Below are 26,201 nucleotides of genomic sequence, written 5' to 3'. Positions count from 1 at the left end.
CAGGTTAGAAAAACTGCAGTTTTAAATTGGTATTCGGAAAGATATGCAAGTCCCCATTCCTTTTTTACTGTTGATTTTTAAATGTGCTTCCGGGCCGTATTTCATAACCAGACGGCTGTTTACATTAGTAAGACCAATGTTGTCGCTGTCGGGATTGTCTATTCTTTTATAGAGTGCTGTGATTGCCTGGCGGTCCATTCCCACACCTGTGTCAATGACGGAAACGATCAGATGATTTTTTCGTCTTACAATACGAAGCTTGATAAAACCTGAATCATCTAAGGGCTTGATGCCGTGGTACAGGCTGTTTTCAATCAGGGGCTGTAAAATCAGCCGCATTATGGGAAGATTTTCAAGGGTTTCTTCGTATTCATAGTACAAAATATATTTGTCTTCATAGCGGCAGCGTTGAATACTGTCATATTTTTTCAGATAGTCAATCTCATCTTTTAAAGTCACCATAGAATGTGGATTCTGGAGGGAATATTTGAGAATATCTGACAGGGCTTGGATCATCTGATTCATGGCTGTGGGTTGCCCGGTATATTCTAACGCCTTGAAATCCAGAGTTTGCAGGGTGTTAAAGAGAAAATGGGGATTGATCTGCAGCTGAAGTGCCTTCATCTCCGCCAATTTCTGTTTCTGATCCTTTAGGGCCAGCTGATTTTTTAGGAAGGTCTGGTTTAAGAACAGCTGGACAATGTTGTTGAGTACCAGATCATACTCATCTCTGAGAAAGTCAGGTTTTTCCTGGCGGAATACACCGCGCTCTGCATCAGAGAATAGATTTACAAAGTAGTCGATTTGCTGAAAATTTTTTCGTGTGATGGTAAAGGCAATCCATAGGGATACAAAAACCATTGCAGCCAGCACCATGAGCAACTGCAGCAAGAGCGGATAAAAATCGCGATAATAATTGGAGTAGCTGATACAGGCGGCAATATAGGTATCACAGTCTGCTGGTATCATTCGAGTATAGCAGGAACCATTGCTGAAAGGAAACCAGCCTTCAAAGGGGGACAGAGAAACAGAGGAGAGCTTATTTGCAAGAAGGCCGCGATCTTCATGGGTAAACTGTTTTGTTTTCCCTGCTTCTAGGAGAAAATTTCCATTCTGATCCAGGATAAAGAAAGAATCTAACTGGGAACTGGTGGTTATCAGTTGTTTGAGCTGTTCCTCATAAATATTGACCATTACTACGCCGCGAAACATATTTAATTTCTTGAAGTAGGTAAGTACAGGAATCGGTTCTGCATAGGAGTATTGGTGCATCTGTCTGCGTTCCAGCCATTGGTCTTTATCCGAAGAGTCATAGGAATCCTTCCAGCTTAAGTCGGAAAACCGGGATAATTTTACAATTCCTCCTGTGTCTGAGGTAAGAATAGAATCATAATCGTCCAGATAATAATATACGGAGGCAATATAAGGGGCATTGTTGGTGAGCGAGGTAAAATTGGAAAGGATGCTGTTGGTAAGAACTACATCCAGATAATTCGCTTTCTCATGAGAAAGGAAATTTCTCAGGGAAATAGAGAGCCTTGGATTGCGCGCCAGAATATCATACTGGGTAGCGGCAGTATCCATAACCAGAGAATAATTGTCCTTGGCCGCCTGAGCGGAGCGCTTTGCATTGGATTGAATCTCCTGTTTCTTTTCCTGAATGACAAAAAATAAAAAGAAAAGAAAAACCATTAAAAGAGGGAGCGTAATAATGGCAAAATAGTAAAAAAAACAGTTAATAAAATTGCGTTTTCTCATGGGAATCAATGTCCTTTATTTTTCGTTGCGTTTTTCTGTAACTCCGCTGCAGTTACGATATTGTGTAGGAGTCATTTTGAAATACTGGTGGAAGGCTCTGGAGAAATTCTTTGGATTATCATATCCTACTCTGTAAGCAATTTCATACTGCTTGAAATGGATGTCCTTTAACATATTGGCAGCATGTTCCATACGGCTTTTGAGAAGATAATCGGAGAAGCTAAGAGCCGAGTGATCTTTCATCAACCGAGAAAGATAATTGGGGCTTAGAGATACCAGACGGGCCGCCTGCTCTAAGCTGGCAGTTTGGTATTCCTGATCCAGATAGCTGGTAACAGTGTTGATAATTTTTTCGTAGTAACTTAAATTTTCCTCTTCAGGTTGTGCCAGTCCTTTTTCCATGTCCAGAGTTTCCCGGATTCTGGTGAGGCAGTCAGAGAGATCCTCATATTTCACAGGCTTTAAAAGATAATCGGAAACCCCGTTTTTCATGGCTTGACGGGCATAGTTAAAATCCTGATAACCGCTGAAAAATACCATTTTTACGGGCTTTTTTGGCAGAAGCAACCGGGACAGCTCCAGACCATCCATAATGGGCATCCGTATATCGGAGAGAACCAGATCTACTGGATTTTCCATGGCGAAATCCAAGGCCTCTTTTCCATTAGAACAAACTGCAGCGATTTCAAATCCCAGCTGATTCCATGGGAAGAGATTGGCCAGTCCGCTTCGTATTTTCGCTTCGTCGTCTGCAATGATTACTTGGTACATAGATCGTGTCCTTTCTTAAACAAAATGTGTGTTTTGAAAACAAGCTTTTGAAGGAGCTGTATAGCCGAGGTATTGTGTAATTATATTATATAAAATCTTCACAGAAAAATCATCTGTAAAACATTTTTTGAACCATAGATCGTGGTTCAGGAAGAAAAATCATAGAAAATGATACCGATTAGGATGTTTGGTTAAACAGAGATACCTTTTGTTAAGCTTAGTTTCTTAACAGAAGTGTTTTTTTTATGTACAATAAAGGCAGTCAAATGAGGAAGAGACAAAATGTAAACAAAGCGTGAAAGCAAATATGGGAGGTATGGCAACATGAAACATGGAAAAAAGCTTACAGGTCTTGTGATGGCGGGGATAATGACGGCTGGTGTTCTTACAGGTTGTACCAATGAACCGTCGGCAAACACTGCTTCTGATACCAAAACGGAAGATCAGAGTGCGAAGAGTGAGACTGCTTCTCAAGAGCAGATTACACTGCGTTTTATGTGGTGGGGCGGCGATGAGAGAAATGAGGCAACGCTGGCAGTAATTGACCAGTACCAGAAGCTTCATCCCGAGATCAGAATTGAGGCTGAGATGAACTCAGATCAGGGTTACATTGATAAGGTTTCTACCATGCTGGCAAACGGTACTGCACCGGATATTATGCAGCAGAATGTGGATTCTTTGCCGGATTTTGTGTCAAGAGGTGATTTCTTTGTGGATTTTTATGAGTACAAGGATATTTTTGATACATCCGGTTTTGATAAAAACTTTATTGATCAGTTTGGTACATTTGATGGAAAGCTGTTAGCACTTCCAACCGGTATGTCCTGTCTGGCAACTGTGGCTAACACAGAGGCTGCGGATGTTTGTGGTGTGGATCTGTCAAAACAGATCACATGGGAGAGTATGTTAGAGGACGGCAAGAAGCTTCATGCAGAAAATCCAGAGTACTACTATATGAACGTAGATACCCATATTTTATGTGAGTATGTACTGCGGCCTTATCTTCGTCAGAAAACAGGAAATTCCTTTATTATCGACAGTGAAAAGAAGCTTGGATTTACAAGGGATGAACTCGTAGAGGCTCTTACATACATTAAGGATTGCTATGATTGGGGTGTATTTGAGCCTGCTGAGGACAGTGCTACATTTAAAGGACAGATTCATACGAATCCAAAATGGATGAATGGAAAGTTTGTATTCGGTTATGGTGCATCCTCTAACATTAATTTGCTGATGGATGCTATTTCTGAAGCGGAGTGTACGGTTGTGCAGATGCCAATGGCAGATGACCGCATTAATGATGGTTTCTTTGCAGATACGCCACAGTATATGACCGTAAATAAGAATTCGCCCCATGCAAAAGAGGCCGTGGAATTCTTAAACTACTTCTATAATAATGAAACTGCCCAGGAGACATTAAAGGATGTAAGAAGTATTCCGCCAACTACAACTGGCAGAAGCTTATGTGCAGATAAGGGGCTGTTAGATGAGACTGTGGTAAAGGCTGTTGATTTGTCTGCAGGATTAAATGGAAAGAGTGACAAGGGGTATACCACAAGTGCCGAGGTTTACGCGATTCAGGAGGAAATAGTAGAAAGCATTGCTTACGGACAGAGCACTCCTGAAGAGGCAGCTGATAATGCCATTGAACTCTTAAATGATTATCTGAGTGCTTTGGATTAACAGTAAAAAGCAGCAACGGAAATATGAGATAAAAAGGATCTGCAGGCGGCTCGGGTATCATTCCCGGGCCGTTTCAGGGATAAGGAGGACAAGATGGCAAAAAAAGGCGCAAAGTCAGGATCCATGCACGGAGGCTGGACCAAACGGAATAAGATTGGATTCATGTATGTGAGTATCTGGATATTCGGATTTCTGTTATTCCAGCTGTATCCATTTATTTGCTCCCTGGTGTATTCATTTACAGATTATGATATTTTCAGCAAGCCGGAATTTGTGGGATTTGCTAATTATATAAAGCTTTTTACGAAAGATAAGGAATTTTGGAATTCACTAATTGTTACTTTGAAATATACGTTCATTACAGTACCTGGAAAGGTTGTACTTGCTCTGATCATTGCAGTAATCTTAAATAAAAATTTAAAGGGGATTAATTTTATTCGTACAGTATATTATATTCCGTCTCTGCTCAGCGGTTCCGTAGCTGTGGCAATTTTGTGGAAGGTGCTGTTTATGAACGATGGTTTTGTAAATAGTCTTCTGGGCTGTTTTAATATTGAACCAGTGAAATGGCTGGGGACACCAGATATGGCGTTAGTTACCATATGTATGCTGGAGATCTGGCAGTTCGGTTCCTCCATGGTATTGTTTCTTTCAGCCTTAAAACAGGTTCCGCAGTCACTTTACGAGGCTGCCAGAATTGATGGGGCATCCAAACCGAGAATGTTTTTCAAGATCACCCTCCCTATGATTACCTCCATCGCATTTTTCAATATTATTATGCAGCTGATTACTGCCCTGCAGAATTTCACCTCTGCTTTTGTAGTTACGAACGGAGGACCAAACAAAGGTACATACGTTCTGGGTATGAAGTTGTATACAGATGCTTTTAAATATTTCAAGATGGGGTATGCATGTGCCACTTCCTGGATTCTGTTCATTGTGATCCTGATCATGACTGCAGTGCTGTTTGCTACTTCAAAGAAGTGGGTTTATTATGATAATTAGGAGGAAGCCATGAGAGAGAAAAGAATAAAAAATGGGTTTACCTACACCTTTCTGGCTATCGGCGGTGTAGCTATGCTCTTTCCGGTTATATGGATGTTTTTTGCCTGTTTTAAGACAAACAATGAAATTTTTGGAAGTCTGCGCCTTCTGCCAGAGAGCTGGGTGATTGAAGCATTTGTGAAAGGATGGAAGACAACGGGAACTTATACCTATGCTCAGTATTTTATCAATACGTTTGCTTTGGTGGTTCCTACAACCTTTTTGACTTTGGTATCCTGTTCTATTGTGGCTTATGGTTTTGCACGTTTCGATTTTCCAGGAAACAAGGCGCTGTTTATGGTGCTGATAGCAACTCTGATGCTGCCAAATGCTGTTATTATCATTCCGCGCTATGCCTTGTTTAACAAGCTGGGCTGGCTGGATTCCTATATGACCTTTTATGCTCCCGCAGCAGTAGCATGCTATCCGTTTTTTGTGTTTATGATGGTGCAGTTTTTAAGAGGACTTCCCAGAGATCTGGATGAATCTGCTTATATTGACGGCTGTGGTCCTTTCCAGTGTTTTATGAAGATTCTTCTTCCATTGTTAAAGCCGGCCCTGTTTTCAGCAGGACTGTTCCAGTTCCTTTGGACATGGAATGATTTCTTCAATACCAATATTTATATTAATACTGTATCCAAGTTTCCACTGTCTCTGGCTCTTAGAGTCAGCATTGACGTAACATCCAATATTCAGTGGAACCAGGTTATGGCCATGGCGCTGGTATCTGTAATTCCGTTGATCATTCTGTTTTTTGCAGCCCAGAAGTATTTTGTAGAGGGAATTGCTACTTCTGGTCTGAAAGGGTAAAGGAGGAAATTGAATATGCAGCAATATCAGAATCCAATTTTATATGCTGATTATTCTGATCCGGATGTAATTCGGGTCGGAGAAGACTATTATATGGTGTCATCTTCATTTACCTACCTTCCAGGAGTTCCTTTGCTGCATTCAAAGGATCTGGTACATTGGGAGCTGATTAACCATTGTGTTTCCTCACTTCCTTTTGAAAAATATGATTTTCCTTCTCATGGATCAGGTACATGGGCATCTTCGATCCGGTACCATGAGGGAACTTTCTTCGTATTCATTCCTTTAGTAGATGAGGGCATTCTGGTAGCCCGTTCCAGAGATCCCTATGGGGAATTTGAACTGAATCTTCTGTGTAAGTCTAAGGGATGGATCGATCCATGTCCGTTCTGGGATGAAGATGGGAAGGCATATATGGTTTTTGCCTATGCTAAAAGCCGTTGTGGAATGAAACACCGCCTCTCTATGGTGGAAATAGATCCCAACTGCCGTGGTTTGCTTTCTGAACCAAAACTGATTTTCGACGGAGAACAGATAGCTCCTACCACAGAGGGGCCGAAGATGTATAAAAAAAATGGATATTATTATATTCTTATGCCTTCCGGCGGAGTGGAAGATGGATGGCAGTCTTGCCTTCGTTCTCGTTCCGTTTATGGACCGTATGAGTACAAAATTGTAATGCATCAGGGAAATTCAGCAGTTAATGGCCCTCATCAGGGCGGATGGGTTACTTCCTCAGATGGACGAGACTGGTTTATTCATTTTCAGGATGTGATCGAACTGGGACGCATCGTTCATCTTCAGCCTATGTGTTTTGCAGATGGATGGCCGTTCATTGGTCAGGATCAAAATGGGGATGGAATTGGGGAACCAGTGGAAAGCTGGTATATGCCAGAAGAGGATATGCCGTCATATGCCATTGCCCAGTCGGATGATTTTGAGGAAAAACATCTGGGACTTCAATGGCAGTGGCAGGCTAATCCAAACAGTGCTTACTATTCACTGACGGACCGACCAGGTTATTTAAGGCTTTTTTGCTGGAAAAATCCGGAGCGGGAGAATTATTTGTGGTACGCGCCCAATGTGTTGACTCAGATCCCACAGAAAAAAGAGCTGACCATGACAGTTAAGATGGAGCTTACAGGGAAAGAAGCGGGAGACTTCGGTGGGATAGGAGTGGAAGGACATATCTATGGATATGCCGGACTCTACAGCACAGGAGAGAAGATGGAGATTCGCTGTTATAGGGGAATTGTTACAGAAAAAATGTTCCATGGAGAGGCAGAAGAGAGGCTTGTGTTCTCCAGTAAACTGGAAGGAAATGTATTATGGCTTTCCATGAGTTTATCAGACGATAAAACCTACAAATTTTCGTATTCCACGGATGGTGTGCATTTTACACAGATTCAAGAGAAATTTCCGCTGAGCCGGGCTACCTGGACGGGGGCAAAGCTTTGCCTGTGGTCCTGTTCCAAAGAAAATAAGAACTCAGAGGGATATTGTGATTATGAGTATGTGACGATTGTCTGATATATGAATTTCAAAAACTGGAAACTGAAAGTTTGCTGTGTTTTGCGGCGGTTTTCATTGATTGGTTTTATTTGAGCAGCTTCGGTTATAATGTTACCTTATCAGGAACAACGTTATAACCGAAGCTGCAGTTTTTTAGTATTTTGTAGTACTCATGTTTTTTTGCAGCATTTTCTTTGATGCAGAGTCTGGCTGAGAAATGGTAAGCGTTGTATTTATGAAAACAGGGATTTAAACCAATATGAAAAACCAGAATATTGAAATATTGCAATCTTTTATAGGGAATGGTAAGATATATTTAAAATAGATGCAGGCAAATGAAAATTAGCGAAAGGGTAATCAAAAAAATAAGAGCTTTCGATGACAAAAATCATCGAAAACCCTTGATTTTAAAGGAAAAATCGGAGTAACAGGATTTGAACCTGCGACCTCTCGGCCCCCAGCCGAGCGCGCTACCAAGCTACGCCATACTCCGTGTCGAACGAACTATTGTAGTATAGCATATATTTTTCATTTTGAAAAGTATTTTTACGAAAAAATATGTTTTTTATGAAATACATTGCTGGATAAAACTGGCTTAGGACAGGAAAGGACAGGAAAGGACAGAGAAAATGGACAGAATGAGAAAACGGATCGTCAGTTTTGATCTGGATATGACCCTTTTGGATCATAAGACATGGAAAATTACAGAAAGCGCTCTTAAGGCGCTGGAAATTTTGAGAAAAGATAATGTGATCGTGATTGCCAGCGGACGAAATATGGATCTGCCCCTGAGTGTTGGGTACAGGGATCAGCTCCAGCCGGATGCGGTAATCCATATGAACGGCACCCGTGTAGTTGCGGAAGGGAAGACATTGTATGAGCATACTATGGACAAGAAGCTTTTGAAACGTCTGCTGGCATTTGGGAAGGAGCGAGGGATTGCTCTTGGCGTAACGATGGAGAATGGGGATTATTATACTGCGCCCGAGGAGGTAGAGCGGATCGATGTGCTGCGCTGGGGAGAGACCAGCCGCCATTTTGAGGATCCTATGAAGCTTTTGGAGCTTCCGGTGCGGACATTGGCCTATATAGGAGGCCCGGATCGCGTGAGAGAGCTTGAGGAGCATTTTCCGGAATGTAAGTTTTTCATGTTTGCAGGAAAAACCGGGGCAGATGTAGTGGAAAATGAGGCGTCCAAGGCAGAGGGGTTAAAGCGCCTCTGTGAGTATTACGGAATGGATCTGTCACAAACAGTGGCTTTTGGGGATAGTATGAATGATTTTGAGATTGTTTCCAGGGCGGGAATCGGGATTGCCATGGGTAATTCCGTGGAGGAACTGAAGGCGGCTGCCGATTATGTGACAGATCCCATTGACCGGGACGGGGTATGGAATGCCTGCCGGCATTTTGGATGGATATGAGGAGGAATGAGATGGCAAAACAGTTTGACGTAATAGTAATCGGCGCCGGGCCGGGAGGCTATACAGCCGCCCTTAAGGCAACGGAGTTTGGACTTAAGGTGGCTGTGATTGAGACGAAGAAAATAGGCGGTACCTGTGTAAACAGGGGATGTATTCCAACCAAAGCGCTTTTGTATGCTTCCGGTATGTTCCGGATGATGCAGAACTGTGATGAATTTGGCGTGTCTACCGATTTTATTTCCTTTGATTTTCAAAAAATGCAGTCTTACAAAAAGAAGGCAGTGGACCGGTACAGAGGAAGTGTAGAGGGACTGTTTGAGAAGAATCATGTGGAGGTAATATACGGAAAAGGCACACTGCGCCGGGGACGTACGGTGGAGGTAGAGCTGGCAGAGGGAGGCCGGGAATTTTTTGAGGGTAAGACGGTGATCCTGGCAGCGGGAGCAGTTCCGATGATGAATGAGATTCCCGGAGCAGATCTTCCTGGAGTGTGGAACAGCGACCGGCTTCTGGCGGCTAAAAGCTGGAATTTCGATCGGCTGACCATCATGGGAGGCGGAGTGATCGCTGTGGAATTTGCCACCCTGTTTAACAATCTCTGTTCCAATGTAACCATTGTGGAGAAGAAAAAGCATCTCATGGCCCCTATGGATGATGTGATGTCAACGGCTCTTGAGCGTGTGCTTCGCAGAAAGGGAATCCAGGTTTACTGCGATTCTACTGTTACGGAGCTGTCACAGGGGGAAAATGGCTTAAACTGCGTCATTACCCCCAACAAAGGAGGTGAACCCATCCGGACCAGAGCAGGTCAGGTTTTGATGGCCATTGGCCGTAAACCGAATGTACAGGGGCTTTGCGGACCGGATGTGAGCCTTGAGATGAAAAATGGGAAAATTGCGGTTTCACCGGGGTTTGAGACAAGTGAACCCGGTGTTTATGCCATCGGAGATGTGTGTGCAGATATTCAGCTGGCCCATGTAGCGGCAGCCCAGGGTACATATGTGGTGGAAAAAATTGCCGGCCGTCCTCATACTATACGGCTTCAGTCAGTACCCAGCGGTATGTATGTTTCCCTTCCCATTGTGCCTAACTGTATTTATACGGATCCGGAGATTGCTACCGTTGGCCTTACGGAGGAGGAAGCGGGCCTGCGGGGGCTTAAGGTGCGATGTGGTCATTTTTCCATGGAGGAAAATGGACGTTCCATTATCTCAGGGGAACAGGACGGCTTTATCCGGCTGGTGTTTGAAGCCTACAGCAATACCATTGTAGGAGCACAGATGATGTGCCCCAGGGCGACGGATATGATCGGGGAAATTGCCACTGCAATCGCAAATGGACTGACAGCAGAGCAGATGTCATTTGCAATGCGGGCCCAACCGACGTATAATGAAGGCATAGGTGCAGCCATTGAGGATGCGCTGAGAAAGGCTTAAGGAAAGAGACAGGAGGAAAAAGGATGCATATAACAGATGAAAGAATCCAGAGCTTAAGAGAGAAAATGAAGGAATACCGGATGGATGCCTATCTGGTGCCTACGGCTGATTTCCATGAATCCGAGTATGTGGGAGAATATTTCAAATGCAGAAAATATCTTACCGGATTTACCGGATCAGCAGGTACAGCGGTAATTACCATGAACGAGGCATGTCTGTGGGTGGACGGAAGATACTTTGTTCAGGCTGCCGCAGAATTAAAAGGCAGCTGTGTAAAAATGATGAAAATGGGGCAGGAGGGCGTTCCGTCTGTACAGGAATATCTGGAGGAAAATGTACCGGAGGGCGGCTGTCTGGGCTTTGACGGAAGGGTAGTAAATTCACTTACCGGTTTAAGCCTGGAGAAAAATTTAAGGGAAAAGAGTGCCCGTATTGCCTGCACAGAGGATTTGGTGGGAATGATCTGGCAGGAGCGCCCGGAGCTTTCAAGTGAACCGGCCTGGATTCTGGAGGAAAAGTATGCTGGAAAGCCTGCGGCAGATAAGATTGCAGATGTAAGAGCCGCTATGAAAAAGGTTCATGCCACAGTTCATGTACTTACGGCTCTGGATGATATTGCCTGGCTGTTAAATATCAGGGGAAATGATATTTCCTACAATCCGGTGGTTCTTTCCTATGTGATGATTACTATGGATGAGGTGCGTCTTTTCATCAATGAAGCTGTTCTTAATGATGAGATTTGTGGATACTTGGAGTCTATGGGTGTTGTGATTCTTCCATATAATGATATCTATAAGGAAGCAGGAGCGCTTCAGGGAGAAAAGGTGCTGTTTGAGCGGGAGAAGGGAAATTATGCCCTGTATCAGGCTATGGCAGCGCAGAATGAGATCATTGACCGGATGAACCCTACGTCAGAGGCAAAGGCCAAAAAGAATCCGGTGGAAGTGGAGAATGAGAAGAAGGCCCATATTAAGGACGGCATTGCAGTAACCAGGTTTATGTACTGGCTAAAGCATCAGATTGGAAAAGAAACCATTACAGAGATGAGTGCGTCTGAAAAGCTGGAGGGCTTCAGAAAGGAGCAGGAGGGATATATTGAGCCCAGCTTCAATACCATTTCTGCCTACGGCCCCAATGCGGCCATGTGCCATTATTCCGCTACAGAGGAAAGCAATGCAGTTTTAGATGCAAAAAGCTTTTATCTGGTGGATTCCGGCGGCCAGTACTATGAGGGAACCACAGACATCACAAGAACCATTGCACTGGGAGAACTGACAGCAGAAGAAAAGGAGCATTTTACCCTGGTTCTCATCAGTATGCTCCGCCTTCAGGCAGTACGGTTTTTATACGGCTGCAGAGGCTTAAGCCTGGATTATGTGGCAAGAGAGCCATTCTGGAGCAGGGGACTGAATTTTGACCACGGAACCGGACATGGTGTGGGATATCTTTCAAGTGTCCATGAGCGCCCCAACGGAATCCGTTTCAAAATGGTTCCGGAGCGCTGTGACAACGGAATATTGGAGGAGGGAATGATTACCTCGGACGAGCCGGGACTGTATATCGAAGGAAAGCATGGAATCCGTACGGAAAATCTGATTCTCTGCAAAAAGGATGAGAAGAATGAATACGGTCAGTTTATGAAATTTGAATTCCTGACCTTTGTCCCTATTGATGTGGACGCAGTGGACAAGAACCTGATGACAGAGCGGGATGTGGAGCTGTTTAATGCATATCATAAAGAGGTTTATGAGAAGATCAGTCCGTATCTGGAAGGGGACGAGAAGGAGTGGCTTAAGAAGGTAACGGCTGCGATTTAATACAGGAGGAATAGAGATTTGGAAGCATCTTCCATATTTTCGGAGCATTTTGTAATGTAACTGTGTAAATAGAAAGAGACGTCGTTTCACGCTGTTTAGGCGAGGAATGCGTCTCTTTTTTATGGATAACAGACTTATTTTACATCCGGAAGGTCTACCAGAGTATAGTCGTGATGGATGGCAGGCAGAATTTTTGTAATCAGATCTTGTGTTTTTAGTTTAAGGCTGGAGGTGTTAATACAGGGGTGACAGCCGATAAAAGCATGATTTTCTATTACGTCCCGGTCAATGAGAAGGCGGATCTTATTTTCGGCATCATTCATAAGCCCCAGAACCGTAACCGAACCGGGAGTCAGATCCATCAGCTGTTCCATAAATTCCGGTTCTCCAAAGGACAGGCGGGCGCTTCCAATCTGCTTGGACAGGGCGGCTGTCTTAAACTTTTTCTCACCGGGAAGGAGAAGAAGATAAAAGGCAGTTTTCTGGGCATTGCGCAGAAACAGGTTTTTGCACATGGGGGTTCCCAGAATTTCATCCACCTGTCTGCAGGCTTCAATGGTGGGAAGGGCGTCGTGATCTACACGCTCGTAGGAAATATGCAGGGAATCCAGAAGGTCATAGGTTCTCAGTTCCTTGGGAAGGCGTCCGGAGGAATCGGCGGGGCGTCCGGCATAGATGGTGGGATCAATATGGTAAGATAACGGTGGTTGTAATTGGTTTGTCATAGGAATACCTCGTATTTTTGCAGTGTCTGTGCGGCAGAATTAAATGCAGTGAAGGAATAACCGTGCGGTTGGGGCAGCTGTCGGATATACAGCGGTTTTGTTACACATTATAAGGAATCTGTGATAAAATGTCGATAGCAGATAAGAAAGAATATAATAGATTTATGAAAAAGGAGAGTTTGTAAATATATGGAAAAGAGAGAGGCGAATGGACGAATTAAGAGAACAGATGCAGGAAAGAATAAAAAAGATGTAAGGCCAGATGGAAAAAAGAAGGATGCAGGAAGAGCCGGCGTACCGGAAAGAAAACAGAAAAGTCTCTGTCCTGTAAGCAAAAAATGTGGTGGCTGTCAGCTGCTTGATATGCCCTACAGCCAGCAGCTGACATTAAAGAAAAAGCAGCTGGAAGAGACATTAAAGGGAATCTGCAAGGTTCAGACTGTGATTGGAATGGAACAGCCATTTCATTACAGAAATAAGGTTCATGCGGTGTTTGACCGCGACCGCAGAGGAAATATTATTTCCGGGATTTATCAGGAAAATACCCATATCGTAGTGCCTGTGGAAAAATGCCTGATCGAGGATGAAAAGGCGGATGAAATTATCGGGACTATCCGGGGAATGCTTAAATCCTTTAAGATCCGGACCTATGATGAGGATACGGGATACGGCCTTCTGCGCCATGTGCTGATCCGGAAAGGATTTCAGTCAGGGGAGATCATGGTGGTACTGGTTACTGCATCACCGGTATTTCCTTCAAAGAACAATTTTATAAAGGCACTTCGGGAAAAGCATCCGGAGATCACAACCATTGTACAGAATATCAATGGCCGGGGAACCAGTATGGTATTGGGAGACCGGGAGCAGGTTCTTTATGGAAAGGGATATATCACGGACCAGCTCTGTGGCTGTACCTTCCGTATTTCTTCAAAATCCTTTTATCAGGTGAATCCGGTACAGACAGAGAAGCTCTATAATCTGGCCATTGAGTTGGCTGGGCTTACGGGAAAGGAAACAGTGCTGGATGCCTACTGCGGGATCGGTACCATTGGCATCATAGCCAGCCGCAAAGCCGGTCAGGTGATCGGAGTGGAGTTAAATCAGGATGCAGTCCGGGATGCTGTAAATAACGCAAAGCTTAACCAGATTTCCAATATCCGTTTTTACTGCAATGATGCCGGCCAGTTTATGGTAAATATGGCGGAGCGGGGAGACCGGGCCGATGTAGTCATCATGGATCCGCCCAGAAGCGGAAGCACAGAGGAATTTATGGACTCCATTAAGAAAATGGGGGCAGATAAGGTGGTGTATATTTCATGTAATCCTGAGACATTGGCAAGGGATTTGAGGTATATGAAGAAGCTTGGGTATCGCGTGGATGGAAATGCGGTTGGGGTGGATATGTTTGCGGAGACTTATCACGTGGAGACGGTAGTACTGCTTTCCCACAAAAAGCCAGACGGACATATCAACGTAAAAGTTGAGTTTGGCGAGGGTGAGGGAAAAGTTCCGCTTGATAATATCGCTAAAAGAGCCGAAGCGTACAAGCCCAAAGAAAAAGTGACCTACAAAATGATTAAGGAGTACATAGAAGCGAAATACGGCTTCAAGGTACATACCGCATATATCGCAGAGGTAAAGAGAGATTTAGGCTTGCCAATGTATGATGCTCCTAATGCGGTAGAAGAATTGAAACAGCCGAGGAAGCATCCGACAGCGGAGAAAGTGGAAGCGATAAAGGATGCATTGAAGCATTTTGATTTGATTTAAATAGATTTAGATAAGGAGGGGTTGAGGTGAAACTAAAGAAGATAGCAATTACAAATTATAGACAGTTTCAAAATGCAGTTATTAATTTTGATGATGAATTGACGATTTTAGCTGGTGCTAACAATAGTGGAAAAACGTCTATTATTGAATTGTTCAAAAGAATTTTTAAAGATAAGAATTTTTCAAAAGAGGATATTTCAGCAGAGTACTACTCAAAGTTACAGTATGACTTTATATCTTGTATAAATAAAATATATAATATTACCGATAAAGAGACAGAGTTTAGAGAAAATGTTAAGAAAGAGTTTTCTACAGAAAATAATAACAAATGGACAGCTATAAAAATCAAGATAGAAGTTCAATATGACAAGAATGAGAGTATTTCTTTGTTTTCAGACTACTTGATGGAATTAAGTGACACATGTACAAGCTTCTTCTTTTTATTTAATTATGAAGTTAATATAACTGAATTAAATAAACTCCTTAGTTTGAATGCTACAAATTTATTGGATAAAAAACACGAAATACAAAAACTGGAAGCAGGAAGAAAGACCAATAAAACTAGAATAAAGTTAACTGAATTACAAGCAGAATATGAAGAATTTTTAAAAGAAATATTTGATGGAGCATTAGAAAATAGAGTATATTTTGCTGACCAAAATTATGAGAATGCAGGGCAGATTAGTGTAAGAGAATTTCAATCACTTTTCAATTATAATTATTTAAATGCTACGCGTTTATTAAATGATGAAAAAACAGATAATTATTTTTCGATAAGTAAAGAACTACTTAGTCATTTTAAAAAAAGTAATGATTGGGAAGAATTTAAAAAGCAAATAATAAAAGATATTAAAGAAGGTCTAAAAGAACAAAAGCTCAACGAGAAAGTTAAAGAACATTCTTTAATAAAAGCACAAAACGCCTTGGATAGTATTGAAAAATGTTTTGAGTATAATAAAGGAGAATTTTCATTACAAACAGATATCTCTGATGAATTACTCTTAGGCTTTTTATCGTCTTCATTACAGACATTTTTTGAATTCGAAAATGGAACCAAACTTAAAGAGTTTTCTCAGGGATTAGGAATAAGTAATCTAATATTTATGTGCCTAAAGGTAGAAGCATTTGTCCAACAATATCAATCTGATGTAGTGGATATCTTTGTCATTGAAGAACCAGAAGCCCATATGCACCCACAAATGGAAAGAATGTTAATCAAATTTTTAAATGAAATATTGCTAAACGAGGATAATAACCGTGTGCAGGGAATTATTACGACACATTCTAGTGAGATAATTAAGTGTTCCGATTTAAAAAATATTAGAGTATTAAGAATTGATAAACTATTAAAAAGTGCTGTTTATGATATGAATTTATTTAAACAGAATTTGGAAACAGAAGAAGAAAGACAATTTTTCTCATTTTTATTCTCTATAAACTATTCAGATTTGATATTTGCGAATAAAGTCATTATGTATGAAGGAGATACTGAAAAATTATATATTGAAAAACTCTTAGCAGAAAAAGAATTTGAAGGATTGTCAAATCAATATGTTTCTTTTGTACAGGTGGGTGGTGCGTATACTCATTGGTACAGAAAGTTGGTGTATTTCCTGAAAATAAAGACGCTGATAATTACAGATATTGACTATTGCAAAAAATTAACATCAATCGATGAAATCAAAGATGATGATGGAATTACAAATGCAGGCTTAATTCAGTATTATAAGGACTACGTTACTGTTAACATAATAAAGAGAGATATTTTGCCATATTGTGAACATAAGTGTAGGAAACAATTAAAAGATTGCCTTTATGAAAAAACGGAAATGGAAAGGATATCTTTAATACAGTCAGATTTTCGGAAAAAGCCATGCCCTAAAATAAAAAAACCAGATTATTCTATTATGAAGAAAAAACCTACTGTAGTAGATATTGATTCGTGGATAAAAAATCCTGATTGTGAATTGATTAAAGTTGTATCACAAGGAGAAGCTGATGCGTATACTCGTACATTGGAAGAGGCGATGCTATGCAAACTCTTAGGAATTACAGTAGAGAGCAAAAAAAGTTCGGATTGGTGGGAAAAACAGATATCGATTAATAAAATTAAATTGGATATTCCAACTAGAAAAAAGAATATAACGGTAAGAGATATTTTAAATGAGAATAAAAATAACAAAACAGATTTCATGTATTCAATAATTTTATCGGAATTACATTTAAAAGCTTTACCGAATTATATACGGGAGGGATTAATTTGGCTGATGTAAAGAAATTGAATAATATGTTTTTAGTTAACGCACCGGCAGGTAGCGGAAAAACGACATACATTGAAAATACGATTATTAATCTACTTGCCCAATATCCTAATCGTAGAATACTAAGCATTACTTATACAAATAGAGCAAAGGAAGAATTAAATTCTAGAATTAATAGTAAAAATGTTACAGTAGATACAATTCATTCATTTCTTTCTGACTTTGTTGGTCTTTACTTTTCAAAACCAGAGGTGATTGATTTATACCTTCAAGTGTTTGAAAAGAAGATAAAGGCACTGATTGACAATGGAGAAGATGATTCCAAAAATGCAAGATATATTGATAAGTTTGGAAAACTGGATTTTGAAACTATTAAAAATAATCTACATAAAGTTTTTTACAATGAGCAATCCTATAGTAGCTATTATTATGGAGGGCTTTCTCATGATGATATGTTATTATTTTGTCGCAAGATGTTTGAAAAGTTTGAGATGTTAAAAAAACGTTTATCTAATAAATATAGGTATATTTTTATCGATGAGTACCAAGATACATCTGCGGATGTGTTATATATTTTTTATCAATCTGTGCTGAATACGAGCAGTACCTTATACTTGCTTGGAGACAAAATGCAAGAGATATACAATAATTACGACGGTTCTTTTAATACTATACTTAATAAGTTTAATCAAGATGATGACTTGCGTATTAATTATCGTTGTTCTTCAAATATTGTTGGAATTCTCAACAACTTGTATAATGATGAGAAATTTTTTCAGCAACCAAATAAATCTAGTGGAAAAGTCAATCCTACTATTGTGATAACAAATGATTTTTCGGAGTCTTTTATGGAGCAATTTAAAGATTATATGCAGTTATATCTGTTTAATCGTGAACGTTTTGAAAAGATTGGAGCAAGTGATTTATATAGTGCATTATCAGATATGAAAGCGTATAAATTTCCTTCTCAATATACGCCTGTCGATGTGTTGACAGATACGACAAATGATAATCCTGATAAATTATTTCGGATATTATTTTGTGTTTGTGATTTTATTAAAATGGTAAGTATGGCTGCCTACGGCAAAAGCATTCAATTTGCTAGAGAAAAAAAGCAAATATTTAACAGTGGATTTACTAATATTGAGTTTCATAATGATAAAATCATTTTCTATGATAAAGTTCAAAAATTAGAGGAAGCATATGATTTGTCGACGATGACCATACAAGGGTTTTGTGAATTTCTGACTGACAATGAATATTGTAATAAGGATATTTTTCTTCCGTTTATAGAAGATACGGAATATGAAAAAGTGTTGAAAGTGTCGTTGTCACAACTGCATGCATTATATGCATATTTAGGTGCTCCTAGCGTTTCTACACAGCATGGAGTAAAAGGTGAAGGACATAATAATGTTTGCTTTATTGCCGAAGATTCAACCCGAAATCCAATAGTTTATATGTATGAATTTTTTCAGTTGTTATGTGCTGAGGATATTAATTTAACGGATTTTCAGAATTTTTATTATGATTATGTATCCGAAATAAAATCAATTAATTTAACATATTTAAAACCAGCTAAAACGTATAAAGCTCATGAGGGAGAATATTTACAATATGCTCAGTATATAAAAAACAAGTATAAGGACAATAAATATTTTTTGTTTTGTCAACAAAAATATTATGATAAGTATTTGGGCAATCCTAATTCAACTAATGCAAAAGACTGCTTTAAATCAACAAAAATTCAAGGCATTTTATGGGCATATAAATTATTTTATGTAGGATGCTCTCGTGCAAAAGAAAATTTAGTTATTGTAATAGATGAGAACAAAATAGCTCCGTTTAGAAAAGAATTTATAAAAAGAATGACAGCAATAGGGTTTGATGTTAATGGAATATAAATTTGGAAAAGTGCTATTAACTTAACAGCAGCACAGGCAGCTATCGCAAATAGGTAGGAGTTCTCTTTCCTTTGAATTGCCGCTTAGTTTCGAGCAGGCAGTAGCCTATCGAAAGGCTAACGGACAGTATGTAAGGAAAAATCAGTGGAGAGATACCACTGTAAGGGTATATTCATAGACCTTGATTAGCAATTAAATACGATAAGCGTATTATTAGAAATAGTGGTACGCTTATTTTTTTGTCCCTTTTTGCAGATTTGTCTTTTCCCCTGCTTTCAAATATAATGAAGCTAAAGAAGTGGAGGTGTGCTTATGAGAGAGAAACTTAATCATCTGTATTTGGATAGCCACGAAAGAATACTCCTATTACATAGCCTTGTGGAGTTAAAGAACCAACTCATACAGCAAGGCAGATATACGGATTGTATTGACGAGCTTATTTTTAAGGTCATAAATGCACCGACCAAGAGAATGAAAATTGAATATGTCTAAGGCATTTTACAAAGCCGCTTATTCTTATTGATTTTAAGAGTAAGCGGCTTTTTTGCGTTCTCTGGTACTGTTTACATAGCCACCTTGACAAAGTGGCTAAATCTATGCGAAAGGAGGACGCATCTATGTCAAATTGCAAAGTGATTGCTCTGACTAACCAACAAAAAGCTCCGTGACTTTATATTGGAGCAGTGTGAAATTGATGCTGTCATCTCTCTTCCGTTAAACACTTTCTTCACAACTAACAAAAAAACTTACATTCTTGCTCTGACAAAAAAAGTGATTTATACACCATCAGTCAGAAAGAACTGTTAAACATTCAATAAGGAGTGCATGGATATTTTTAAATGGTATAGATGAATTCAGAAACCTGACGGTTGATAATATCTTCTAAGGTAATACTGTCGAAATATTTTGTGACAACATCGTACAGGCCTTCATAAATTGGTAAAGTAATACAGTCTTCACATTTTTTACACAGGTTTGGGGTGTTGTCCATACAGCTTACAGGAACAAGACTTCCCTCAGCGCTTTCTAAGATTTCACGGACTGTGATTTCGGAAGGCGCTTTTGCCAGCCTGTAACCGCCCATATGTCCCTTTGTTGCGCTAAGTAAATTACCTCTGTTCAGGAACGGGATAATCTGCTCCAGATATTTCTTTGAAATATCCTGTCTTTTTGAAATGTCTTTTAATGCGATAAATCCCTGATCATAATGCTGCGCCAGATCTATCATCATGCGCAGGGCATAGCGTCCTCTGGTTGATATTTTCATAGGATCACCTCCTCGCTGCCTATTATACTACAGAAAAGATAGGCTTTCAACGCTTAAAAATAGATTGACAAATGGAATTTGTGGCACTATACTTACATAAACATATATAACCTATATAAATAATAGGTAATAAAAGAATGGAGGAAAAAATCATGGCAGATATCAGGAAAAGCTCATTAGAATTAATTGGAGGAACACCGCTTCTGGAGGCGGGAAGATACAGTAAAAAAGCAGGGGTAAATAAGGCGGTTATTTTGGCAAAGCTGGAGTATTTGAACCCGGCAGGATCTGTCAAAGACAGAATTGCGCTTGCTATGATCGAAGATGCAGAGAAACGCGGCATTTTAAAGCCTGGAGCGACGATTATTGAACCGACCAGCGGGAATACTGGAATCGGGCTTGCGGCTGTGGCTGCGGCAAAAGGATATAGGGCTATTCTTACACTGCCAGATACCATGAGCATTGAGCGCCGGAATCTCCTGAAGGCTTATGGAGCCGAGCTGGTACTGACGGAAGGTTCCAAGGGGATGAAGGGAGCCATTGCGAAAGCAGAGGAATTAAACAGGGAAATTGAGGGCTCGGTTATTCTGGGGCAGTTCATTAATCCCGCAAATCCAAAGATACATAAAGAGACGACAGGGCCGGAGATCTGGAAACAGACAGATGGAAAGGTGGATATCTTCGTTGCCGGCGTCGGAACAGGAGGAACCATTACTGGTGTGGGAGAATACTTAAAGGAACAGAATTCGGATATCCAGATTGTAGCAGTGGAACCGGCAGGAAGTCCGGTTCTTTCCAAGGGAACCCCGGGAGCCCATAAGATTCAGGGAATCGGAGCCGGATTTGTGCCCCAGACACTTAATACAGAGATTTATGATGAGGTCATTACGATTGAGAATGAAGACGCATTTAAAGAAGGGAGAGCTTTTGCAACATCAGAAGGCATCCTGGTCGGCATTTCTTCCGGAGCAGCATTAAAGGCTGCAGTTATCCTTGCGGGCAGACCAGAGAATGTAGGTAAAGTGATTGTTGCATTGCTTCCCGACTCTGGAGACCGGTATTTGTCAACAGCCTTGTTCAGCACAAATTAAAACTGCAGGTGATACAATGACATTAACACAGTTACAATATGTAGTGGCAATTGCGGAAACAAAGTCCATGAATAAAGCGGCGGCCGCTTTATTTGTATCACAGCCTGCATTGTCAGGTGCAATTAAGGATTTAGAAGAGGAGCTTCAAACGGAACTGTTTATCAGAACCAATAAGGGAATCGTGATCACAACAGAAGGCCAGGAATTTTTAAGCTACGCAAGGCAGATGGTTGAGCTTGGAAATCTGGTGGAAGAGCGGTTTGTGAATAAAACAATAGCAAAAAAGAAGTTTAGTGTGTCCATGCAGCATTATTCTTTTGCAGTGGAGGCATTTATTAAACTGGCAAAAAAATTCTCTATTGGGGAGTATGAACTGGCGGTTCATGAAACAAAGACCCACGAAGTGATTGATAATGTAAAGGATTATAGAAGTGAACTTGGTGTGCTCTACTTAAATTCCTTTAATGAAAAAGCAATGACCAGAATACTGGAGGATAATGATCTGGAATTCATGCCTTTATATGACTGTGGCATATCTGTTTACCTTAGTAAGAACCACCCCCTCGCAGAGAAGACGAAGATTACAATGGACGAGCTGTCCGAGTATCCATGCCTGTCTTTTGAGCAGGGGGAAAGGAATTCCTTTTACTTTGCAGAAGAGGTATTCAGTACCCATGCATACAAACAGATCATCAAAGCAGATGACAGAGCGACGATGCTGAATCTTATGACAGGATTAAATGGTTATACTCTGTGCAGCGGGATCATATGTCAGGATCTGAATGGGGATTTCTACGTGTCGGTTCCTCTTGATACAACAGATACCATGACAATCGGTTATATCAAGCGGAAAAATATACCCCTCAGCCTTCTGGGCAGAAAGTATATTGATATTCTTAAATCCTATAAATGAGTTCGGTATTTCAGCGGGTTATTCATTGTTATAATGGAAACTTATAGCCAGTTCTAACTTCTATGTATTTTACAGGAAATGAGAAGCCGGTTATAATAGGCCCATAAAACCTAGTTAACATATAGGAAACAGAGGCGAATCGGAGGAGAATGATATGAGCAAATACAGATTTGAGACGCTGCAGTTACACGTAGGACAGGAACATCCAGATCCGGCAACTGATTCAAGAGCGGTACCGATTTATCAGACAACATCTTATGTTTTCCGAAACTCTCAGCATGCGGCAGACCGATTTGGCCTTGCAGATGCCGGTAACATCTATGGAAGACTTACGAATTCCACACAGGATGTGTTTGAGAAGAGAATAGCGGCGCTTGAGGGCGGCTCCGCTGCCCTGGCATTAGCAAGTGGAGCGGCGGCTATTACTTATACCATTGAGGCTCTGGCGGCAAACGGTGGGCATATTGTCGCACAGAAGACGATTTATGGGGGGAGCTATAATCTGCTTGCCCATACCCTTACCCAGTATGGAATTACCACAACTTTTGTGGATGCCCATAATCTTGAGGAAGTAAAGGCAGCGATCCAGGATGATACCAGGGCTGTCTATCTTGAAACTTTAGGAAATCCGAATGCAGATATTCCGGATATTGACGCCATTGCAGAACTTGCACATGCAGCAGGAATTCCTGTCGTAATAGATAATACATTTGGCACACCTTATCTCTTCAGGCCCTTTGAGCATGGCGCCGATATCGTCGTTCATTCGGCAACTAAGTTTATTGGCGGACACGGAACTACACTTGGTGGAATTATTGTTGAGTCCGGAAGATTCGACTGGAAGACAAGCGGAAAGTACGGCAATATCGCTGATCCAAATCCAAGCTACCATGGAGTAAGCTTCTATGATGCGGCAGGCCCCGCAGCATTTGTAACTTACATCCGGGCCATTCTTCTCCGTGATACGGGGGCAGCCATTTCACCCTTTAACGCATTTCTTTTGCTTCAGGGGACAGAGACTTTATCCCTTCGTCTGGACAGACATGCAGAGAACACCAGAAAGGTTGTAGAGTTCCTAAGGAACCATCCAAAGGTTGCCCGGGTGAATCATCCGTCTCTGGAGGAACATCCGGATCATGAGCTCTATGAAAAGTATTTCCCCAATGGCGGAGCGAGCATCTTTACGTTTGAGATCAGGGGTGGAAAAGAAGAGGCATGGAAGTTTATTGATAACCTTGAGATTTTCTCACTCCTTGCAAATGTAGCGGATGTGAAAAGCCTTGTCATTCATCCGGCCAGCACAACCCATAGTCAGCTTACAGATGAAGAACTTGCAGATCAGGGCATCAAACAGAGTACGATCAGACTCTCGATTGGAACAGAACATATTGACGATATTATCGCTGATCTTGAAAAGGGATTTGCCGCGATATAAAGGAATGAAGGCAGCTGGCTCAATTACCCAGGGAATTTCCTTATTAAAACAGGAAATTCCCTTTTTGATGTCATCAACGATCCGTGAAATCTTTCGTAAGCAGCCAGTTTGATTTTTATAAAATAAGATCAGTGTGTAGCGCCCTCGGCAGCCTTTATATCAGATTCATGTTCGCCGATAGCTCTGATTGCGGCTTCGATCCCGGCAGCAATATCTTCGATGCTCATGGAAGGGGCGGGAGCCGGACGGTTGACGGTCTGGCTGTGGATAAAGGGAACGTGCATAAAACCGCCTCTTACTCCGGGGTATTTCCGTTCCAGAGTATAAAGGACGCCATACATCAGATGATTGCATACAAAGGTTCCGGCAGTATTCGATACGCTGGCGGGAAGTCCTGCCTGACGGATAGACTGCACCATAGCTTTGATGGGCAGGGTAGAGAAGTAAGCCGGAGCTCCGTCCTTAAAGATGGGGAGATCGATGGGCTGATTACCTTCATTATCTTTAATACGGGCGTCATCCAGATTGATCGCCACCCGTTCGGGCGTCAGTCCATAGCGTCCGCCGGCCTGTCCGATACACAGGACGGCGTCTGGCATTTCCTGTTCTATGGCCTTTGCCACTGTTTGAATGGATGTTCCGAATACAGTGGGAACCTCCAGCTTAACGATAGAAACAGAGCCGATCTGGTTCTGTACTTTTTTTACGGCTTCCAGAGCCGGGTTAACCGGTTCGCCTCCAAAGGGATCAAATGCTGTAAGTAAAAGCTTCATAATAAAATATCCTTTCCGCAGATGGTGTGAAAACAGCTTCAAATGTATCAGAATGCCAGAAAATACATCAGTACAATATGGATGGCCAGCATGAAAAGAGCCATGGGGAGCTGGGATAAGATTACGGTGTATTTGTTTTTCGTTTCCAGTACTGCCGCTGGGAGAATGTTAAAATTAGCAGCCATGGGCGTCATCAGAGTACCGCAGTAGCCAGCTGTCAGTCCAAGGGCGCCTACAACCGCCGGATCGGCTCCCTGTGCGATCAGGAAAGGTATACCGATCCCGACGGTAATTACTGAAAAGGCAGCAAAACCATTTCCCATGATCATGGTAAAAACCGCCATGGCAATACAATAGACTGCGGTAGCTGCAAACAGATTTCCGGAAGGAATCACAGCGCTTACGCCTGCGGCAATTACATCGCCGACTCCCGCAGCGGTAAACACGGCTCCAAGAGCGGCCAGAACCTGCGGGAGAATACCGGTGACGCCGACATTGTCTGTAAGACGAGTACAGTCCTTTGCCGCATATACAGGTTTTGGGCGAAAGAGCAGGAAAGCCGCAATAAGTGCAATTACTCCTGATACGCCGATGGCGTTATTGGCTCCCAAAGATTTAAAAAAGGTAGCGACCAGTACGGCGCTGAAGGCCAGAAGAAGAGGCGGAATAAATACAGAATATCCTAACCGGTCTGCCGCTGCACGTGTTTTGGCTGCCGCGGGAACGTCGCTGCTGCTGGGGGCAACCCTTTTAAATGCAGTGAGGATCGCCATAAGGACGACACATAGTCCGGTGATCCATCTGGGGAAATAGGGACCCGCAATAAATGTAGCGGCCAGAATAAACCAGAAGGCCGCGGTTGTAATCCGTTTTTCACAGGTCGGATCCTTTAAAGCCTTAAAGCCTGTGCCAATAAAAATAAGGCCTATAATACAGTAAAAGAATTCAGCAACTGCAGTACTGAGAGTCCAGGTCATATTAGTTTGCCTCCTTTTTTCTGCGTTTATCTCCGAATCTGCGTTTCAAAATCCGGTCAAAAGCAGGGCATAGACCACGCCTGCCACCAGAGAAAGTACGGCGATGGGGATTGACTGTCCGGCAATCTGAAGGGCGTCTACGGGATAGCCCTGTTCACTTAGGGTGGACACAATCAGAAGTGTGCCGGAAGAACCCATAAAGCAGTTCTGAGCAAAAAAGTTACCGTAATTTTCGCTTCCTGAGCACATACCCTTAATTTGATCTTCAGTCTTTTCGTCCAGTTTGTCATACTGGACAACAGCGGCTGCCTGAGCCATAGGATTGATCAGAGGACGGATAAACTGGACATGGCCTCCGATGCGAAGAGAAAATGCCGATGCAACCGTACGAATAGCCTGCCAGATCGCAATCAGACGGCCGGTTGTAACATTTTTCAACGATTTGATAAAATCGACAGCCTTATCCTTTAAGCCATTGCACTCGCACAGTCCGATAACGGGCAGGGTCAGGATAAAAAGAGTAGCTGTCCGGTTAGTGATAAAGGCGGTTCCAAGAGTATCCAGAATCTCCAGCGGACTCATGCCTGCCACCAGACCGGTAGCAAGACCTGCTGTTACCACCATGGCTAGAGTGTCCAGCTTAAGTATAAATCCTGCAATTACGATGAGGACGCCGATCAGTTTCACAATTTCCATACAAATCTCCCTCCTTAATAAATGCGCTGTAAAAGCGCTTTTTATTTTTGACATCCGGATGTGTCGATAAAATTGTCGGAGAGGAACAACAGGAAAATATTCTGTATTCTTCAGCGGATCAGACTACACACATAATA

The 26,201-nt window shown here is 41.7% G+C and carries 21 protein-coding genes, 1 tRNA gene and 1 pseudogene; 15 read left to right on the top strand and 8 right to left on the bottom strand.

Translation table 11 applies throughout. The annotated features are described in order from the left end of the window. Positions 1-21 precede the first annotated feature (21 nt). On the bottom strand, positions 22-1,758 hold the full coding sequence (locus WKT10_RS08225; protein ID WP_066545369.1) for a sensor histidine kinase: 1,737 nt from the start codon (positions 1,756-1,758) through the stop codon (positions 22-24). 15 nt (positions 1,759-1,773) lie between these two features. After that, positions 1,774-2,529: a response regulator gene (locus WKT10_RS08220; RefSeq protein ID WP_178274525.1), complete on the bottom strand. Its 756-nt coding sequence runs from the start codon at positions 2,527-2,529 to the stop codon at positions 1,774-1,776. A gap of 324 nt (positions 2,530-2,853) precedes the next feature. Here WKT10_RS08220 and WKT10_RS08215 point away from each other — a divergent pair, with 324 nt between their 5' ends. The 4 genes from WKT10_RS08215 (at position 2,854) to WKT10_RS08200 (ending at position 7,596) form a co-directional block, all read left to right on the top strand. Beyond that, positions 2,854-4,212 (top strand): ABC transporter substrate-binding protein, encoded by a 1,359-nt coding sequence (locus WKT10_RS08215; RefSeq protein WP_066545373.1) that lies wholly within the window; start codon positions 2,854-2,856, stop codon positions 4,210-4,212. A gap of 93 nt (positions 4,213-4,305) precedes the next feature. Further along, positions 4,306-5,217 carry a carbohydrate ABC transporter permease gene (locus tag WKT10_RS08210; protein ID WP_066545375.1) on the top strand — a complete coding sequence of 304 codons (912 nt, stop codon included), beginning with the start codon at positions 4,306-4,308 and terminating at the stop codon, positions 5,215-5,217. A 9-nt stretch (positions 5,218-5,226) separates the two neighbouring features. Then, positions 5,227-6,066, top strand: coding sequence for a carbohydrate ABC transporter permease (locus WKT10_RS08205; RefSeq protein ID WP_337434137.1), 840 nt, complete (start codon positions 5,227-5,229; stop codon positions 6,064-6,066). Between the two features lie 15 nt (positions 6,067-6,081). Next, positions 6,082-7,596 (top strand): glycoside hydrolase family 43 protein, encoded by a 1,515-nt coding sequence (locus WKT10_RS08200; protein ID WP_066545377.1) that lies wholly within the window; start codon positions 6,082-6,084, stop codon positions 7,594-7,596. Between the two features lie 401 nt (positions 7,597-7,997). Here WKT10_RS08200 and WKT10_RS08195 read toward each other — a convergent pair. Continuing rightward, positions 7,998-8,071 (bottom strand) — tRNA-Pro (locus WKT10_RS08195). Positions 8,072-8,207: 136 nt separating this feature from the next. On the opposite strand from WKT10_RS08195, the gene WKT10_RS08190 reads away from it, so the two are divergent. From WKT10_RS08190 to WKT10_RS08180, 3 genes are read left to right on the top strand one after another with little or no spacing between them, the layout of a single operon-like run. Next, the gene (locus WKT10_RS08190) at positions 8,208-8,999 is read left to right on the top strand and encodes a Cof-type HAD-IIB family hydrolase (protein ID WP_320966726.1); all 792 of its coding nucleotides are present in this window, start codon (positions 8,208-8,210) and stop codon (positions 8,997-8,999) included. A gap of 11 nt (positions 9,000-9,010) precedes the next feature. Further along, positions 9,011-10,435 (top strand): dihydrolipoyl dehydrogenase, encoded by a 1,425-nt coding sequence (lpdA, locus tag WKT10_RS08185; protein ID WP_178274448.1) that lies wholly within the window; start codon positions 9,011-9,013, stop codon positions 10,433-10,435. A gap of 23 nt (positions 10,436-10,458) precedes the next feature. After that, positions 10,459-12,252 carry an aminopeptidase P family protein gene (locus WKT10_RS08180; RefSeq protein ID WP_340276594.1) on the top strand — a complete coding sequence of 598 codons (1,794 nt, stop codon included), beginning with the start codon at positions 10,459-10,461 and terminating at the stop codon, positions 12,250-12,252. A 134-nt stretch (positions 12,253-12,386) separates the two neighbouring features. Here WKT10_RS08180 and WKT10_RS08175 read toward each other — a convergent pair whose 3' ends face one another. Then, positions 12,387-12,977: a prolyl-tRNA synthetase associated domain-containing protein gene (locus tag WKT10_RS08175; RefSeq protein ID WP_066545383.1), complete on the bottom strand. Its 591-nt coding sequence runs from the start codon at positions 12,975-12,977 to the stop codon at positions 12,387-12,389. A 189-nt stretch (positions 12,978-13,166) separates the two neighbouring features. Between WKT10_RS08175 and rlmD the strand changes: the two genes are divergently transcribed. The 5 genes and pseudogenes from rlmD to WKT10_RS16030 all read left to right on the top strand — a co-directional run. Continuing rightward, positions 13,167-14,747: a 23S rRNA (uracil(1939)-C(5))-methyltransferase RlmD gene (gene rlmD / locus WKT10_RS08170; RefSeq protein ID WP_445293001.1), complete on the top strand. Its 1,581-nt coding sequence runs from the start codon at positions 13,167-13,169 to the stop codon at positions 14,745-14,747. Between the two features lie 26 nt (positions 14,748-14,773). Next, positions 14,774-17,020 (top strand): AAA family ATPase, encoded by a 2,247-nt coding sequence (locus WKT10_RS08165; protein ID WP_178839056.1) that lies wholly within the window; start codon positions 14,774-14,776, stop codon positions 17,018-17,020. Beyond that, on the top strand, positions 17,008-18,912 hold the full coding sequence (locus tag WKT10_RS08160; protein ID WP_177505438.1) for a UvrD-helicase domain-containing protein: 1,905 nt from the start codon (positions 17,008-17,010) through the stop codon (positions 18,910-18,912). The genes WKT10_RS08165 and WKT10_RS08160 overlap by 13 nt, the downstream gene beginning before the upstream one ends. Positions 18,913-19,224: 312 nt before the next feature. After that, entirely contained in the window at positions 19,225-19,404 is a 180-nt protein-coding gene (locus tag WKT10_RS08155; protein ID WP_340276589.1) for a hypothetical protein, read from the top strand. 171 nt (positions 19,405-19,575) lie between these two features. Beyond that, positions 19,576-19,719: pseudogene (locus WKT10_RS16030) on the top strand (N-6 DNA methylase); the annotation flags it as partial. Between the two features lie 28 nt (positions 19,720-19,747). Here the strand turns inward: WKT10_RS16030 and WKT10_RS08150 are convergent. Further along, positions 19,748-20,179, bottom strand: coding sequence for an RrF2 family transcriptional regulator (locus WKT10_RS08150; RefSeq protein ID WP_296035477.1), 432 nt, complete (start codon positions 20,177-20,179; stop codon positions 19,748-19,750). Between the two features lie 152 nt (positions 20,180-20,331). On the opposite strand from WKT10_RS08150, the gene cysK reads away from it, so the two are divergent. The 3 genes from cysK to WKT10_RS08135 all read left to right on the top strand — a co-directional run bounded on the left by cysK (position 20,332) and on the right by WKT10_RS08135 (position 23,618). Then, on the top strand, positions 20,332-21,270 hold the full coding sequence (gene cysK / locus WKT10_RS08145; RefSeq protein ID WP_340276587.1) for a cysteine synthase A: 939 nt from the start codon (positions 20,332-20,334) through the stop codon (positions 21,268-21,270). Positions 21,271-21,286: 16 nt separating this feature from the next. Next, a complete protein-coding gene (locus WKT10_RS08140) occupies positions 21,287-22,183 on the top strand; it encodes a LysR family transcriptional regulator (RefSeq protein WP_317439104.1) in 897 nt (298 codons plus the stop codon). A 154-nt stretch (positions 22,184-22,337) separates the two neighbouring features. Then, positions 22,338-23,618, top strand: coding sequence for an O-acetylhomoserine aminocarboxypropyltransferase/cysteine synthase family protein (locus WKT10_RS08135; RefSeq protein WP_340276585.1), 1,281 nt, complete (start codon positions 22,338-22,340; stop codon positions 23,616-23,618). 128 nt (positions 23,619-23,746) lie between these two features. Here the strand turns inward: WKT10_RS08135 and pcp are convergent, their stop codons facing one another. The 3 genes from pcp to WKT10_RS08120 are packed head-to-tail and all read right to left on the bottom strand — an operon-like array spanning position 23,747 to position 26,064. After that, a complete protein-coding gene (gene pcp / locus WKT10_RS08130; protein WP_066545634.1) occupies positions 23,747-24,391 on the bottom strand; it encodes a pyroglutamyl-peptidase I in 645 nt (214 codons plus the stop codon). Positions 24,392-24,438: 47 nt separating this feature from the next. Then, the gene (locus WKT10_RS08125; RefSeq protein WP_340276583.1) at positions 24,439-25,368 is read right to left on the bottom strand and encodes a DUF979 domain-containing protein; all 930 of its coding nucleotides are present in this window, start codon (positions 25,366-25,368) and stop codon (positions 24,439-24,441) included. A gap of 45 nt (positions 25,369-25,413) precedes the next feature. Continuing rightward, a complete protein-coding gene (locus tag WKT10_RS08120) occupies positions 25,414-26,064 on the bottom strand; it encodes a DUF969 domain-containing protein (protein ID WP_340276581.1) in 651 nt (216 codons plus the stop codon). Positions 26,065-26,201 lie beyond the last annotated feature (137 nt).

The organism is Enterocloster sp. HCN-30185, from assembly GCF_037890305.1.
Taxonomy (GTDB): Bacteria; Bacillota; Clostridia; order Lachnospirales; family Lachnospiraceae; genus Enterocloster.
The sequence above is the reverse complement of the archived record's forward strand: the minus strand, read 5'-3'. Positions and strand labels throughout refer to the sequence as shown.